Source organism: Bdellovibrio sp. HAGR004 (assembly GCF_055397015.1).
Window position 1 is genome coordinate 2,087,186 of the sequence record NZ_AP029176.1, and the last position, 15,202, is coordinate 2,102,387.

14 protein-coding genes and 1 riboswitch are annotated in these 15,202 nt (G+C 49.9%); of the genes, 7 read left to right on the forward strand and 7 right to left on the reverse strand.

The window, feature by feature from the left end:
- Positions 1-132 precede the first annotated feature (132 nt).
- Both ACZ5ZV_RS10560 and ACZ5ZV_RS10565 read left to right on the forward strand, forming a co-directional pair.
- Complete coding sequence (locus ACZ5ZV_RS10560) at positions 133-1,716, forward strand: Rnase Y domain-containing protein (protein WP_464116982.1); 1,584 nt, start codon at positions 133-135, stop codon at positions 1,714-1,716.
- Between the two features lie 183 nt (positions 1,717-1,899).
- Complete coding sequence (locus ACZ5ZV_RS10565) at positions 1,900-2,325, forward strand: response regulator (RefSeq protein ID WP_262551933.1); 426 nt, start codon at positions 1,900-1,902, stop codon at positions 2,323-2,325.
- Positions 2,326-2,391: 66 nt separating this feature from the next.
- Here ACZ5ZV_RS10565 and ACZ5ZV_RS10570 read toward each other — a convergent pair whose 3' ends face one another.
- The gene (locus ACZ5ZV_RS10570; protein ID WP_464116983.1) at positions 2,392-2,967 is read right to left on the reverse strand and encodes a hypothetical protein; all 576 of its coding nucleotides are present in this window, start codon (positions 2,965-2,967) and stop codon (positions 2,392-2,394) included.
- Positions 2,960-3,057: riboswitch (purine riboswitch) on the reverse strand. Its footprint overlaps the gene before it by 8 nt.
- A gap of 196 nt (positions 3,058-3,253) precedes the next feature.
- Here ACZ5ZV_RS10570 and ACZ5ZV_RS10575 point away from each other — a divergent pair.
- Positions 3,254-4,288 (forward strand): hemolysin family protein, encoded by a 1,035-nt coding sequence (locus tag ACZ5ZV_RS10575; RefSeq protein ID WP_464116984.1) that lies wholly within the window; start codon positions 3,254-3,256, stop codon positions 4,286-4,288.
- Here the strand turns inward: ACZ5ZV_RS10575 and ACZ5ZV_RS10580 are convergent.
- From ACZ5ZV_RS10580 to mutM, 6 genes are all read right to left on the reverse strand, one after another.
- Positions 4,285-5,079 (reverse strand): hypothetical protein, encoded by a 795-nt coding sequence (locus tag ACZ5ZV_RS10580; protein WP_464116985.1) that lies wholly within the window; start codon positions 5,077-5,079, stop codon positions 4,285-4,287. The two genes, ACZ5ZV_RS10575 and ACZ5ZV_RS10580, sit on opposite strands and share 4 nt — an antisense overlap.
- 161 nt (positions 5,080-5,240) lie before the next feature.
- Complete coding sequence (locus ACZ5ZV_RS10585) at positions 5,241-6,470, reverse strand: chloride channel protein (RefSeq protein ID WP_464116986.1); 1,230 nt, start codon at positions 6,468-6,470, stop codon at positions 5,241-5,243.
- A complete protein-coding gene (locus tag ACZ5ZV_RS10590; RefSeq protein WP_464116987.1) occupies positions 6,467-7,669 on the reverse strand; it encodes a DUF2252 family protein in 1,203 nt (400 codons plus the stop codon). Before ACZ5ZV_RS10590 ends, ACZ5ZV_RS10585 begins: the two co-directional genes overlap by 4 nt.
- A gap of 70 nt (positions 7,670-7,739) precedes the next feature.
- Entirely contained in the window at positions 7,740-10,190 is a 2,451-nt protein-coding gene (locus ACZ5ZV_RS10595; protein WP_464116988.1) for an acyl-CoA dehydrogenase, read from the reverse strand.
- A 224-nt stretch (positions 10,191-10,414) separates the two neighbouring features.
- The gene (locus tag ACZ5ZV_RS10600; RefSeq protein WP_347356590.1) at positions 10,415-10,627 is read right to left on the reverse strand and encodes an acylneuraminate cytidylyltransferase; all 213 of its coding nucleotides are present in this window, start codon (positions 10,625-10,627) and stop codon (positions 10,415-10,417) included.
- Positions 10,628-10,764: 137 nt separating this feature from the next.
- Positions 10,765-11,577, reverse strand: a complete 813-nt coding sequence (gene mutM, locus ACZ5ZV_RS10605) for a bifunctional DNA-formamidopyrimidine glycosylase/DNA-(apurinic or apyrimidinic site) lyase (RefSeq protein ID WP_464116989.1) — start codon at positions 11,575-11,577, stop codon at positions 10,765-10,767.
- Positions 11,578-11,823: 246 nt separating this feature from the next.
- On the opposite strand from mutM, the gene ACZ5ZV_RS10610 reads away from it, so the two are divergent.
- Genes ACZ5ZV_RS10610 through ACZ5ZV_RS10625 form a run of 4 tightly spaced genes read left to right on the forward strand, consistent with a single transcriptional unit; the run spans position 11,824 to position 15,141 of the window.
- Complete coding sequence (locus tag ACZ5ZV_RS10610; RefSeq protein ID WP_464116990.1) at positions 11,824-12,711, forward strand: hypothetical protein; 888 nt, start codon at positions 11,824-11,826, stop codon at positions 12,709-12,711.
- Positions 12,711-13,334, forward strand: a complete 624-nt coding sequence (locus ACZ5ZV_RS10615) for a hypothetical protein (protein ID WP_464116991.1) — start codon at positions 12,711-12,713, stop codon at positions 13,332-13,334. The genes ACZ5ZV_RS10610 and ACZ5ZV_RS10615 overlap by 1 nt, the downstream gene beginning before the upstream one ends.
- Positions 13,331-14,755 carry a pre-toxin TG domain-containing protein gene (locus ACZ5ZV_RS10620; protein WP_464116992.1) on the forward strand — a complete coding sequence of 475 codons (1,425 nt, stop codon included), beginning with the start codon at positions 13,331-13,333 and terminating at the stop codon, positions 14,753-14,755. The genes ACZ5ZV_RS10615 and ACZ5ZV_RS10620 overlap by 4 nt, the downstream gene beginning before the upstream one ends.
- Positions 14,752-15,141 carry a hypothetical protein gene (locus ACZ5ZV_RS10625; protein WP_464116993.1) on the forward strand — a complete coding sequence of 130 codons (390 nt, stop codon included), beginning with the start codon at positions 14,752-14,754 and terminating at the stop codon, positions 15,139-15,141. The genes ACZ5ZV_RS10620 and ACZ5ZV_RS10625 overlap by 4 nt, the downstream gene beginning before the upstream one ends.
- The last annotated feature ends 61 nt before the right edge of the window (positions 15,142-15,202 follow it).

Below are 15,202 nucleotides of genomic sequence, written 5' to 3' on the forward strand. Positions count from 1 at the left end.
TTCTGCCTCCTTAAACGTCACTGAAAGTGAGCCTACCCCCCATAACGCCAGAAGTAAAGAGCCACTGGGGGGACGGAAAATTTGCTTTGCGTGGCTTGAGAGAGTTAGAATATCGGGATTAGGAGTACCCTTATGATTGCAATGATTGCTACAGCCATAATTGGAATTGTCGCCGGTGGTGGTTTGGGCTGGGCCTTGCACAAGTTTCTAAGAGCGCGCACCCTGCGCCTGGCCCGTGAAGAAGCCCAAGACATTATCGATGAAGCTCAGCAAGCCGTTGAGCTTCGCAACCTGGAGGAAAAAGAACGCATCCAGGAAATTGAAATGGAACTTTGGACCAAAGTGGAACCCGAGATGCTAAAGGCCGAAGGGCGCATCGAGGACTTGCAGGAAGTGGCCAACGAAAGGAAGGCCAAAGCCGACGCCATCGTTCAGGAAGAGAAAAAGAAACTGCAAGATCGCGAAGCCGATGTAAAAACTCAAGAGCAGGCTTTGCGGGGTCTGGAAGCGGAACTGAACAAGCTGAAGGAAACCCAAAAGACACTGAATCAGGAGCTCGTCACAAAACTGACCGAGCGTCTGGGGACCTCTGCAGAAGATTTCAAAACTCAGTTGAAAAACCAGATGGAAGAGGAAACTCGCCGTCGCGCCGCCCGCATCGCCCAGGAAACAGAAGCTGATGCCAAGGAGCACGCCGAACAGGAAGCCAAGCGCATCTTGAGTCTGGTGATTGATCGTTTTGCCCGCCCTTACTGCGCTGAGCGCGGCATCGGTGCAGTGAACTTCCCCGACGCCCACATCCGCAAACTCTTCTGCGATCCGGCTGGCAACAATATCAAAGCCGTTCAGGAAGCCTGTGGTTGCGATATTATCGTGGAAGAAGGCATGGATATGGTCGGTGTTGCCGGCTTTGACCCTGTTCGCCGCGAACTGACTCGCCGTACCCTGGAGCGCATCTTTAAGGAAAAGAAAAACATCACTCCGGATTTCATCAAGAAGATTGCTGAAAACCAGAAGAAAGAACTTTTCAAAAACATCAAACACGATGGCGATGCTTTAGCAAAAGAGCTGAAGCTTGAAGGTCTTAATGCCGAAATCCGTCAGATGATGGGGTCTTTGCGCTATCGCTACTCCTTCACGCAGAACCAGTACTTCCACTGCGGTGAGGTGGGTTGGCTGGCAGGCCTGATGGCTGCGGAGCTGGGTGTGGATATTAAAAAAGCCCGTCGCGTGGGGATGCTGCACGATATCGGTAAATCCATGGACCACACAGTGGAAGGTGGACACGCCGTGATTGGCGCGGACTTCATTGCTGCTCGCGGGGAAGCTCCGGATGTAGTTCACGCAGTGAAGGCCCATCACTTTGATGAGCAGCCGTCCACAGACCACGCCTTCCTGGTGATCGCAGCCGATGCGGTGTCAGGGGCGCGTCCTGGGGCACGTCGTTCCACGATTGAATCTTACAACCAGAAGGTCTCCGAGCTTCAGGATATTGCTCGCAGCTTCCCGGGTGTCACAGATTGCTTCGTGCTGAGTGGTGGCCGCGAGTGTCGCGTTATGGTGAATGGCAAGAAAGTGGACGACACTCAGGCCATGGATCTTTCCCGTAAGATTGCCGCACGCATTGAAGAGGAATGCAATTACCCAGGATCTATCAAAGTGGTCGTGGTGCGCGAAGTTCTTGTCACTGAACAAACCAGAAAAGAACTTGCGTAATCTGTACGCGAGTTCTTCCTGCATTTTTGCAGACCTTCCATTAAAATCCCTTCATGGTAGCTCTTTTAGAAGATTCTCAGATCTACTTCGGTTCAAATAATCGAAGTAGGAGCTACCGCAAAATCGTCCCACTCTGTGACAGATGCGCTTTTTGTGAGCTCCCCGATAACAGGGAGAATACTCATGGTGCTAGAAACAAATCTCGAAAAACAACGCACACCCCGCGTTCTAGTGATCGATGATAGCTTGGATTCCGTGAAGCTTATGTCTCACATCCTGGATCACTACAAATGCGATGTCACGATGGCATTCGACGGTCAAGATTCCATCCCACTTCTTGCGAATAGACATTTCGATTTGGTGATTCTGGACTGGCAAATGCCACAAATGGGTGGCCGTGACACTCTCCTGTTGATGGATCGCCTTCTGACAGAAAGAAAGGTTCACAAGATTCGCAAACCCATTCCGGTGGTGATTTACACCGGTCACAGTGAAGAAGAACTGGATCTGCCGCTGGTGAGAAACTTCACTTACATGGGCTTTATCAACAAGCGCCAGGCATTCAGCTCTATGATGAGATCATTTAATTTTATTTTGCGTTCTATCTAAGGGAACTTGGGAACGCATGCAAAAGGGGCTTTTGGGCAGGATGTCCGAAAGCCCCCGAACTAAGCCTTACGGCTTTGCGCAGATGCCCTGACTCTGACAACGCAACATCTCCGTGCGGTGCTGGTGCATCTCTTTCAACGTGTAAGCCAGCTCCACATCAAACCCTGCGGAGGCAGCACCCTTCTGGGCGATAGAGAAGAACTCTTCCACGTCCTCGAATAATTCACGTTCAAACACCTGCTGACTTGAGGTGGACCGGAAATACAAGGGTTTGCTGGAATTGTTATGTTTCATGAAGCGTGCTCTTTGATCCATGGCCTTTTGCAAGCCACCACGAATGTCTTTCCAGCACTTCACTTCAGCGACTTTGATCACTTTGTTCTGCTGCAGATCCAGGATCACAATATCCAGTTCTCCGATGGTGCGTGAACCATCTCCGTAAGCAATACCGACTTCCACCTTGTATTGCGGGGACGGAAATTCTTTTTGCATATCCAAACGAGCCACCTCTTCACAGATGGCTCCTGAATCTTCATAGCTGCGAGGGATGTTTTTGAGTTCTTCGAAATCCTGGGCCCAATCCGCGAAAGCAGAAGAAGCCAACAAAAGAAGCAGAGATGTTAGCAAGGTAAACTTTTTCATAATAAGCCTCCATAGTCGGACATTTACGGCGTCCGGTAGAAACGCGACCCCTTATCGGTCACTTATACGGTTGATATCGGCCCTTTCATGCCTTAACCAAGACATAAAAGGCAAATATAATGTCCCCAACCCTTGCGACACAGCGCGCACAACCCCACAAGATTGGCTGCATTGCCCCTTTGCGAAGAAGCTCGCAATACGGTAGATTAGCGCCCTATGGATCCTGACCCTTACCCGAAAACGTACCCCTTTTTTATTCCTGCCCCCTTGTTCCAAGGAGGCTCCTGTGACTGAGTTTATTGTTGTTGCCGCCTGCTTACTTGTGAATATGCTGCTTTCCGGATCGGAAATGGCTTTCGTCACCGTCAATCGTCAACAGTTAAAACGACTGGCACCAACGAACAAAAATGCCCGCCGTCTGCTTAGACTAAAAGAAAATCCGGAAAGAACCCTTTCGGTCATTCAAATTGGTATCACATTGGTGGGAGCCATTGCCGCCGCCGTCGGTGGTGCTGGCGCCGAGGAAGCGTTAAGTCCCTGGTTGATGGAAGCCTTCAGGTTCTCTGAACAAACTGCCGAAGCCATTGCTATTGCTATGGTAGTTCTGCCGATCTCTTATTTAAGTGTGGTTGTGGGCGAGCTTGTCCCGAAAACACTGGCGTTGCGCAATCCTTTATCCATTGCACTGTGGACGTCCCAGGGATTGTATCTTGGTGAAAAACTTCTGGCCCCGGCCGTCACGGTGCTGGAATGGTCCACCAATGTTGTCTTGAAGTTATTCACCTTCGGTCAGATTCATCCAGGCCAAAAAGAAGCGCACATTGAGTTTGAAGATCTTCCTCAGCAGACCAAGCAATACGTGGTGAACCTGGTCAGTGCCGATAAGAAAATGGCCCGGGAAATCATGCTGCCGTGGAAAGATGTCATCTTCGTGCGCAAATCAGATTCTCTGGAGGACGTTGAAACGATCATCATGAATTCCCGGCATACGCGTCTGCCCGTTCTGGATTCCGACGGCGAAATTGTCGGTCTGATCAACACCAAAGAGTTTCTGACTGCCCGTCGCTATGGCGAATCGGAATGGCAGAACCTGATCCGGCCGATTCTGCGCTTTAAATCCTTTGAGCCTTTGTTCCGAATTCTTTTAAAAATGCAGGAACAAAAATCCCACATGGCCATCATCTATGACCAGACCACACCCTCCGGGCTTGTCACCATGGAAGACATCTTTGAAGAAATCATTGGTGATGTCTTTGACGAGGATGATGACGGTCTGATGAAGAAAATTCTGGCGTCGAAATCACGCCGCCGTCCCATCTAATTTTGTGGGTAAGGACGCCCCTGAGGCCACCAGCATGGCGGGGGGCTGCAGGTAGTTCTCTGATCACGAAGACAAATAGCCCCCGCAACAACCGTATCCACACGGCACTGATAGCTGGGGTACGCGTTGGGCGTAAACTCCTCCACGGCGGGCGCCTTCTTCGTCAATGAGACCGGCTCATAAGGTGCGAAACCCCACTTCTGTAAAAACTGAAAAGTCTGAAGACCCGCCTCAAGACTCAATTCGCAAGCCTTGGACTGTTGGCAGAGCTGACGAACCTGGGGTGATGTCTGTGGACGGTACTGTGGGTGTCGCTCCAGAAAGTCGGCCACACATTTGAAAGCCGCAAAAAAATCCGATGGCCCTTCGGCTGTGATATTCTCGCCACTATCATTGGTCTGTCGAGGTTCGCCACCGATCAGGTGTCCCAGCTCATGGCACATGGTGAAAGACAGAATCGACGTGTTCATTCCGGGGGCCCGCAAAAAACCGCCCCACAACCCGATATAAAGCTCTTTGTCTGTGTAGCGGGCATGAGCTGTGTAATACGGATTATCCCAGGCAACAGACACTGTCAGGTCGCGAGCCTGACCACTCAGGCGAGGTTCTGCATAGACCAGAAAATCATCACGCATCCTGAGCACCACATCCTCTGTGATTTGCGAAGTCGGCTGCCCATCACCGTCCTTAAGCTCAAAGTAGCCCCGCTTGATATGGGACTGCACATCAGGATCATTCTTTGGATCCATCAAATCAACAGCCACCACCACACAGGAAAAGAACAGAGACATCAAAAAAGGTAAAATCCGCATGCGAAACAAAATACCATTTCATCGCGTCGGCATCTAACACGACGATCGAAAAAGGTAACTTTTTCACAATATTCAGGACACCAAACTTCCAGCGTATATATTTCGGAAACGCCTGGGGCCCTTGATCCCCGGGCGTTTTTTTATCTTCGAAACACATTCAGAAGTTGGTCTTTCTTTGAACGAACAATCTTTTGATTTTTATAGATCCCCAGATGCCCCGTCATAAAGTAGGCGACCCAGCAGGCCAGAAGAGCATAGGGTGCAATCTGCCAGCCGAAAAGTTCACAGGCCATGATCGCGCAGGCAATGGGGGTATTGGCGGCAGCACCAAACACCGCCGCAAACCCCAACGCCGCCAGCAGTGGAAGCCCCAGGGGCAAAGCACCCGCCAATGCACTTCCCAGACTGGTCCCGATAAACACCAGGGGGATGAACTCCCCGCCCTTAAATCCAGATCCAATTGTCACGCCCGTCAGCAGCGCCTTTAAAACCGGATCCCACCAGGACAGTGATTGCTGAAAAGCTTCCTGAATGACCGGAATTCCCAGGCCCGCATAACGATCACTCCCCTGCCACCAGTACAACAAAACCAGAAGAACGCCGCCGAAAAAAGGACGCCACATCGGACTTTTCACAAAGCGTTTTTGCAAGGACTCCACCGCGTGAGTAAATCGCATGAAGACATTGGCTGCGATTCCAAAACACAATCCCGCCACCAACACCCACACAAAAGACATCGCACTGTAATTCAAATCCGTTACCGGAGGAAAAATGGAATGAGGCGCCCCCAACCAGCGACAGAAGAAGTGCGCCACAAACGCGGCCATCAAACACTCACCCAAAGCAAACAGACGCAAGCGTCCCACTTGGATCACTTCCAAACCAAACAAAGCTCCTGCCCATGGGGCCCCAATCGCCGCACTGAAACCCGCCCCAGCTCCGGCAATCAGCAGGACTTTTCGTTCCTCTTTACTGATCGAAAAAAAACGCGACAACTGGTCCGCCAGCGACGAGCCCATTTGCACAGCTGTCCCCTCGCGGCCCGCCGACCCACCAAACAAATGAGTCAAAACCGTTCCCAGAAGAATCATCGGTGCCATTCTTAAAGGAATGATGTTCTGCGGGTCATGAATCTGCTCCAGTATCAGCCCAGTTCCCTTTTCAACACTTCGTCCATACAAGTGATAAAAAACACCCAACAATAGTCCCGCCAGAGGCAAAAACCACATGATCTGCGGATGAAGCTCTCTCCAGCGAGTGGCACGATCCAGGGCAAAAAGAAACACTGCCGCCGCAGCCCCCGCCATCACACCGGTGATGGCGCTTAAAATTATCCGCTTCAAAAGATTTTTTACTCTTGGTTGAATCATGGTTTCAACTGCTGCAGGGATTTTCGATAGCGCTCAACCACCCTCGGGACATTGGCAAGAATCCATTTTTCGACTTCAGCAATGCCCTCTCTGGCAAACTGCTTGTGGTGCACAGCCAGGATTCCAGCTTGCACAAGCATCACCGACTCCCGTTCCTTTTTGGACAACTCACCAAGATCCAAAGAGTCCTTCGTTCGACTCCGCACCAGGAAGATAGTATTTCCCATTGACGCGATATCGTAAAACTCCGGACTCTGCCCCCAGATATACTTCTTAATTTTGCTCAGACGCTCGGTCGCATCCCATCTCGGCTGCTCCCAAGTCCCATAAGAGGTTCCGGCCTTGTGAAACTCCTTCAGTTCAAGAATTTCCTGCACGTTGTCTTTTTGTGATAGCAGCCAGTATCTTTGCAAGCCCCCGCTGCCTCCGGTTGTGCGATGAATTTTTACGATATCTAATAATTGAACCCTCGCAAAAACAGGCAGCTCTTTAAGATCAGTCAGCCATGTTTTTTTATCGGACTCTGACATCAGCACATAGTCTTCAGACTCTTTAAAAGCACCTGCATGAGTGTATCTGCGCAGGATTTTTTCACGCCGCTTTTTCAGATTTGGAACCAACGACGAATCCAGATGTCTTGCCAATTTTTTGCCGGAAAGAACCTGACTGTATTCCAGGGCCGCTTTTTCCAGCAACCCCCGATCCTGAAACGCCAGCTCCACAGAGGCAAAGTAACGAAGTATATCGAACTCAATAGGACAGACCCCGCTGTCATCCAGGTCATTGAAAACATAAACGGTTTGACCCGAGATACTCATAAAACCGAAATTTTCAGGATGAGCATCCCCCAAACAAAGCACCAGGTTGGAAGAAGATACATTCTGAGCCAAATCCTGGTAATAGGTATTCACAAAAGACCGGAAGAACATCAGGTCCCGGTCCAACGATCCTTCCAATTTTTCCTGGAAAGCCTTGTCTGACAGATGTTGATAGGTCTGACGAAACTCAGAAAGAGCAATCAGGTCGTCTTTGAATGAGATATTCACCAACGTGGTATCCACCGACTTTGCCGGTTTGCGCGACACTGAAAAATCAGAAGAAAGAAGCCAGGTTGCAGGACTTGCCGCCACTTTGGCCGAGGCCAGATCCGAAGCCAATCCCAGAAATACAGAAACACCGACAGCAAAGATTCTTTTCATAGAGTCAGGATAAAACAAAACCCCCAAGAAATCTTGGGGGTTTTTGTGTTTTTCAGAATTTTAAATCTGCTTAAGAGTGGCGGGACATGTACTCTTCTTGAGAGAAGTCATCCACCAGGATCGCATCGTAACGAACAGCATCGGACTCCTGGATCAGCTTCAACTCATCCTGAGTGATGACGTTCTTTTCACGGGCCTCATCCAGCAACAAGTGAACTTTCTTCTTCGGAAGAACGCCTTCGCGGATGGCTTTTTTCACTTTCTTCTCTGCAGCTTCAGACTTGTTCACAACTGCGAACGCATGCTCCAGACGACCCAGCGCCTCGTTGCGGTCTGTTGGCAGGTAGATACCGTCAGACAGACGCTCACGGATGCCGCCCTCTTTCAGCATCGCAGACGCAATACCGTGAGACCAGCCGTCAGAGGCCTGAGAACCGATGGAGTTGATACGAGACCAAGCCCCGATCCAACCTTTGAAGAACCAACGCAGACCCGGGATTTTCAGGTTGTCAAAGATACCATCGAAACCGGCCTGGATATTCGCCATGCAGCGTTTCAGGTTGTAGTGAGCAAAAGCCAGATCCTCTTCACGACGGCCTTCGGCCTCGAAGCGACGGATCAATGCTGTAGCCATGTACATGTTCGCCAAGATATCAGCGAAACGACCTGTGATTTTTTGTTTTGCTTTCAACTGACCACCCAACACACCCATTGCCACGTCAGACAAAAGGGCGAAGGTTGCAGAAGTCCAAGCCAGACGACGAGTGTAAACTTTCATCTGAGGGTGAACATCCGGAGTGGACGCCAGGAAACCACGAGAGCACGACAACAAGATCGCGCGGCAAGTGTTTCTCACAACGTGACCGATGTGGCCCCAGAAGGCTTTATCGAAGCCTTTCAGATCGCCTGCTTCAGCTGTCTTAACTTCAGCGTAAGCAAATGGATGGGCACGAAGAGCCCCTTGACCAAAGATCATCAAAGTACGAGTCAGGATGTTTGCCCCTTCCACGGTGATACCGATCGGAGTTGCAATATAGATTTCCGCAAGGACGTTGCGAGGGCCCATAGAGATACCCGCACCACCCATGATGTCCATCGCGTCGTTGATCACCTGACGGCCCATCTCTGTGGCATAGTATTTTTGCATCGCAGTGATAACACCCGGCTTGATCCCTTTATCGATCGCACCCAGGCAGTATCTTCTCATGGCTTCCAACTGATAAGCTGCAGCCCCGATGCGTGCCAAAGGTTCTTCAACACCTTCGAAACGACCGATAGACATACCGAACTGACGACGAACCAAAGAGTGTGCGGACACAACACGCGCCGCCAACTTCGCGCCACCTGTTGCCTGTGCTGGCAAGGAGATACCACGACCCGCAGCCAGACACTCCATCAACATCAGCCAGCCCTTACCGGCATTGGCGATACCGCCGATGATGGTTTCTTCGGCATCAACGATCACGTCTTTACCTTGAGTCGGACAGTTATAGAACGGAATGCCCAATGGATCGTGACGGCGCCCCAGAACAACACCCGGTGTGTTTGCCGGGATCAGACCTGTGGTAATACCTACGTCTTCACCCTTGCCCAAAAGATTTTCAGGGTCACGAAGGCGGAACGCCAGACCAATCGTTGTGGAGATCGCAGCCAGTGTGATCCAACGTTTGTTCCAGTTCAATTTGATTTGCAGTTTACCATCCGGACCTTTGAACAAGACCCCTGTGGATGTAATAGATCCGGCATCAGAACCCGCAGTCGGCTCTGTCAAACCGAAGCACGGAATCTCTTCCCCCGTTGCCAGACGAGGCAAGTAACGGTTTTTCTGCTCCTCGGTTCCATAGTGTGCCAACAACTCTGCAGGCCCCAAAGAGTTTGGAACCATCACAGTGATTGCTGTGGACAAAGAACGAGAAGAGATTTTCATGATCACTTCAGAGTGCGCCAGCGCGGAGAAACCCAGACCGCCGTACTCTTTAGGGATGATCATACCCAGGAACTTTTCTTTCTTGATGATGTCCCAGGCTTCTTTAGGGATGTCTTTGTCTTTATGAATTTTCCAGTGATCCAGAACGGCGCACAGTCTGTTGACGGGACCATCCATGAAAGCTTGTTCTTCCGCAGTCAATTGCGGATAAGCTTCTTTCAAAAGATTGTCGAAATTAGGATTTCCCGAGAAAAGGTCTTTTTCAATCCACACAGCACCGGCATCCAGAGCCGCTTTTTCCGTGTCAGAGATTTTCGGAAGGAACTGCATCTTCTTCATGAACGCCAGAAGACCCGAGGTGATCAGCGCAGCACGCAGTGGCGTGATCAGGAAGATGATCGCCAGCACTGCATACACTGCCAACAACCAAACCGGCGCACCGAAGCCTGCCAAAATGGCAGCCAAGGCAATCGCCCACACGATCAGAGGGCTGCTAAAGAAGCCCACAAACAACAGAAGAACGACAGAGCCTAATACCCAAAGGCCCGTGTAGCTCTCCAAAAACATTCCATAGAATGAGCTGATAGAATCCACGATGAATCTCCTTTTATTGAAATACTCAATAATTAGAACCTTTAATATGAGCATGCGCAAGTGATTCAGGCCCGATATCTATATGTAAACAAAATATGAGGAGAAATATGAAAGACGCTTCGGTGACAGAAGGAAAAACTGTCGAATGTGCACCCGGAGGTGGAAATAAAAAAAGCCCTCTTGCGAGGGCTTTCATCAACTTAAGTACTAAGTCCTAAGACTAATTACTTAGTTTCGCCAGCTGGAGCTGCTTCAGTAGCTGCAGGAGCTGCTTCTGTAGCTGCTGGAGTGCCCTCAGCAGGAGCTGCTTCAGTAGCAGTTGCTTCTGCAGCAGGAGCTGTTTCAGCAGGAGCTGCTGTCTCAGGTTGATTTTTAGAGCAAGTAAAACCAGTTGTGAAAGATAGTGCAAGCAAAGCTGCTACTACGATTGCTTTCATTGTTGATCCCTTCGTTAATTTATTGCGGACCATGCTGACGCCATTGCCAGCAGCGGATCTGCATTTTTGTTTCAAAACTCGACTAAGGCCTAAATTACACAAAAACCGGCCCGCTTAGCAATCGAAATTTTGCAAAATTATTTTTGGCAATGCGAACACCAGAACGTGTTTCGACCACCAAGAATTTTTGACTTTATCTGTTGCCCGCAAGTCACACACGGCTCTCCGTCACGACCGTAAACCCGAAACGTCGTCTGAAAATAGCCGCTTTCTCCGGTGGCTTGAGCGAAATCACTAATGGAAGATCCACCCGCTTTGATGGATTGAGATAAAATTTTTTTAATCTCGCCCACCAAAGCCGACGCTTTCTCTAAAGACAACTTCTTTGCAGCCAGCGTAGGTTTAATCCCCGCCGCAAACAAGGCCTCACTGGCGTAGATGTTCCCAACGCCTACCACCACTTTCTGATCCATCAGGGCGACCTTCAGAGCGACGTCCTTACCGCGCAGGCTTTCCCACAAAACGGCCCCGGTAAACTTCTTATCCAACGGCTCCGGCCCTAAATTCACAAGCTTAGGATGCTCCAGAGGGTTCTGGACGAAGTCAAAACAGCCAAAGCGGCGCGGGTCTCGATAAGCCAGGCGCAGGCCGCCGGAAAAATGCAGATATATATGATCATGAAGGCGCTCATCCCCCGGATTCGCCACTCGCCAGGTGCCGGTCATCCCCAAATGCGACAACATAGCCCCTTTGGGCGTCCACAGCAGAAGATACTTTGCCCGACGCTCCACGGAAGTCAGAGGCTCCCCCACAAGAGTGCTTATTTTTTTGGCAGGAATGGGCTCGCGCAGATCCGGACGCTTCAACTCCACTTTTTCCAGGATGGGCTGCTCTTTTAAGATACTTTCCAGTCCGCGACGGACGACTTCGACTTCGGGTAGTTCAGGCACGATTCACCTCATTTGCCGGTCTGATCTTATCATATTCTGATAAAATCCCCCACGAGCGTTCTAAGCTTTAAGACTCGGTCCAAGAATACAGACTGAAAAATCCGCTTTTCGGACACCCCCCGCAAGCTCGCAACATATTGATTTTAATAACATATTCAGATTCAAGCCCGCCCCCAAGGACCAGGCACCAACTTTGCGATAGGGGCTCTCTAACAAACACACCCTACCAAAGGAAAGGTCCTTTATATGAAAAAAGCCCTGATCACTGGTTTTGCCGTTCTTCTTTCAGCCCACACCGCACTTGCCTGGAGCATCAGCATCGGCGGCACCACTATCAAAGGTGATGATCCACAGATCGTCAAAGACGCTGAAAAAACCGTTAAGAAAACGGTCAACGAAGTCGCCAACGGAGTCCGCGACGTCTTTGCGGTCGTCGGCAATGCCACCGGTCTGACCGATGTGATTGACTCCAATACCGAAACCTTCACTAACATTGGCCGTGGCTACGCGTGTATGGCCACTTTCTGCTACAGCGAAGAATTAAGAAAAAAACAACTGGAAGAAGCGGAAGCCGAAGCCAAAAAAGAATACGATCGCTACGTGGCCGAAAGAGTTCAGGAGTATGAAAGCTCCAGCAAACAAGAACGTCGCCAAGCGGCCCTGAACACCTGGAAACTGACCGAGAATCGCTACAATATCCTGAACGAGAGATCCAAATTGATGCATTCAGAGTTGGAAATCCTGCGCGCCTTCTTGACTGGCGTTTTCAAAGAAAATGAGTTCAGAAAAAAACTGATGGAGAACAAAATCACGGGTCGTCCACTCAAGGACCGCGAAATGGTTCCACCTGCCACTGAGTTCGTAAAAAACTACAAACAAGACTACAAAGGTGCTTTGAATAAACTCAACCAGGACATCGCAAATCTTCACCAAACCACCCAGCGCAGTCATTCGGCACTGATGGCAGAATTCCTACGCATCGTTGAAGTTGACGTTCTGGTCGACATGACAAAAGTCGCTACCGCGCAAATCGAAGGCCTGCAGAAGGAATATCAAGCTTTACAATTGTCTGTCATGGAAATCGCCGCCGATGCCCAGGCAGCCCGTAACGCGTACGAGCAGGAGCAATACTGATGAAAACCGTGAGCGCATTTTTGTTCATCATTTTTTTCACAAATATGGCTCACGCCATGGGAGACCTTGAGCGCGGCATCCTATTCTACTCCAATGCCTACTCTTTCGGAACGATGCTACCGGATATCGAAGGTCGCATCGCCGTTAAAAAACTGGAGTACGAAAAGAAGAAAGTCGAATTCAAGCAGCAGCTTGAGAAAAACCGTCAGGAGCTGCGCAGGCAGTTCCTGTACACCGAAAAGACCCGACAACAGGAATTCCGGTCCTTTCTGGTGGAACAACAGCAATTGGTTCAAAACAAAAACGCCTCTTTCCATGAAACGGTGACACTGGTGCAAGAGCTCTTTCAAGGCATCGTCTCCAAAGAAGAGTTGGCTGCAGAAATAGAAATTCGCCGCACTCAAGACCCCGACTTCGCCGCTGACTGGGAGGCTCTGCTTAAAGACGCTCAAATACACATCTCGACAGAGCAACTGAGTATCGAAGCGACGGAACATCTGCTCTTCACTGCCCTAGACCTGCAGTCCACTCTGGAGGCGATGATTAGAAACATCCAACTACAAATTGAAACTGTGGATTTGGATCTGCAACTGCTGGAACAAAAGCTAGGAACTTTACCATGAAACGCCTGATCTGCTTCTTCTTGTCCTTAGCCATTCCGTTGCAAAGCTTTGCTGCGCATGTGGCCCCTTACACTGTGATTGATATTGAAAATGTCGTCGACACCCCCCTCCAGATGCAATTCACCATTCCCGGGGGAACCGCAGACACCTATGAATTTCAGAAAATGTATTATTTGTACTCCGCTGGTCACTATTACACAGCCATCTATCAGGGAAAAGATGCCGACGGAAAAACTCGCTGGAGCAACGTCAATCGCAGCGCTCCTCCTGAAATGGTCGTTCAAGGGGATAATAGCACTCCGGTTCAAACAGGTCCCCCTAGTGGGGACGAAGCAGATCCACATTCCAAGGGTGGCGGTAGTGGCGGCGGCAGTAAGCATGATAGCGCCATGGGATCGGCTATTCAGACCGGCATTGCTCAAGCTATCTACAAGGGTCTGATCTTCACTCCGGAATTTGAAGCGGAAATGACAAGACTAAATCAGGAGATCACAGCCAATCAAGAGCAGACCTACAAGAACTATGAAGCCCTTCATAACTCCCTGGCTCAATCCCAGGAGAAATTTGAGTTGGCTTTGGTGAATTTTCAGAAATCTTTGTCCGAAAACACGCTGCCAACAACAAACTTTCAGTACACCTCACCAGATCCGACTTTAGTGAGCGAACTGCAGAATATTGAAAGTATCCTGCGCTCGGTTCGCACCAGTGATCCTGCCCGCCGTGAATCCCGGGACTGGGGTCTTCGTCTGGTGCGCCAGTCTGACCAAGCTTCAACAATGGGCGATGCTGAATCCGCCGAGGCCTTCAGAAAATATTCGGAAGTCTTTGCGGACCTGGCTATCGGCCTTGATCCCATCACCGGACCTCTGCGCGATGTTTACGAGGCCTTCACTGGAAAAAATCTGGTCAATGGGAATATGCTGGACAGTTTTGACCGCACCTTCGCAGTACTTGGAGCCTTGAGCTTCGGCTTTGGTTCCAAAGTTGGAAAAGGTCTTAAGATCCTCAACAAAATTAAAAATCTGGACTTCATGCGCGCGGCCACTAAAACCGAAGCCGTAGTTCATCATATCGAGCGTAATGTTCCACAAAGTCGCGCTGCCTATGAACGTTATATTCGGGACCTCCGAAAATCTATGGATCGTCCATTGATAGTGGACTCCCGACTAGGGAAATTTGTCAATGACTGGTACTGGAAAAACACTTCCACCATTGGCAATGGCAGTACTGCTGCGGCCATTCGCTTGGAGCGTATTGAAAATATCCCCGTCAAGGGCAGATTTCACACACAAAAAGGACAAGACAGCCTTGTCTATTTTGAAAACTGGCTAAAGAATAATCCAGAAGCAGTGGCCAGTGATCGCGTAGCGGTTGAGAATATGATTCTGGAGCTTCGTGATGCCTTGGAGGGGCGTTTATGAAAACCAACAACGAATGGGTAGAATTAGTTTTAGCACATCTTAAAAAAGGGCAAGAACCCCTGCACGAGTTGATGGATCAAGCTGTGCAAGAGCAAATCGAAATGCCGGAGCGGCTGTGGGTCTATTTTGCCCTGAGTGTTCTAATGGGTCATCCCGAACAAACACGTTGGGACCTATTGATGGCAGAAATCGAAACTTTGATTCAGGACGAATCTCAAGGGGACCTGTGCGAGATAGTTTATCAGGATATTCTGGAAACTTTCGCCAATGCCATTTCCAATCAAACCTTTGAACATACCTGGATCACGCCCCATATCGGCCCCCTGTCCCGGGACTATATTCAAGCCTATGATAAATTCATGGGTGGCAAAACCCCGGGATTCTAAAAATCCTGTCCGAATTCCAAGACTGAGGACGCAGCAAACCCCTCAGTCTTTAATTTAAGCT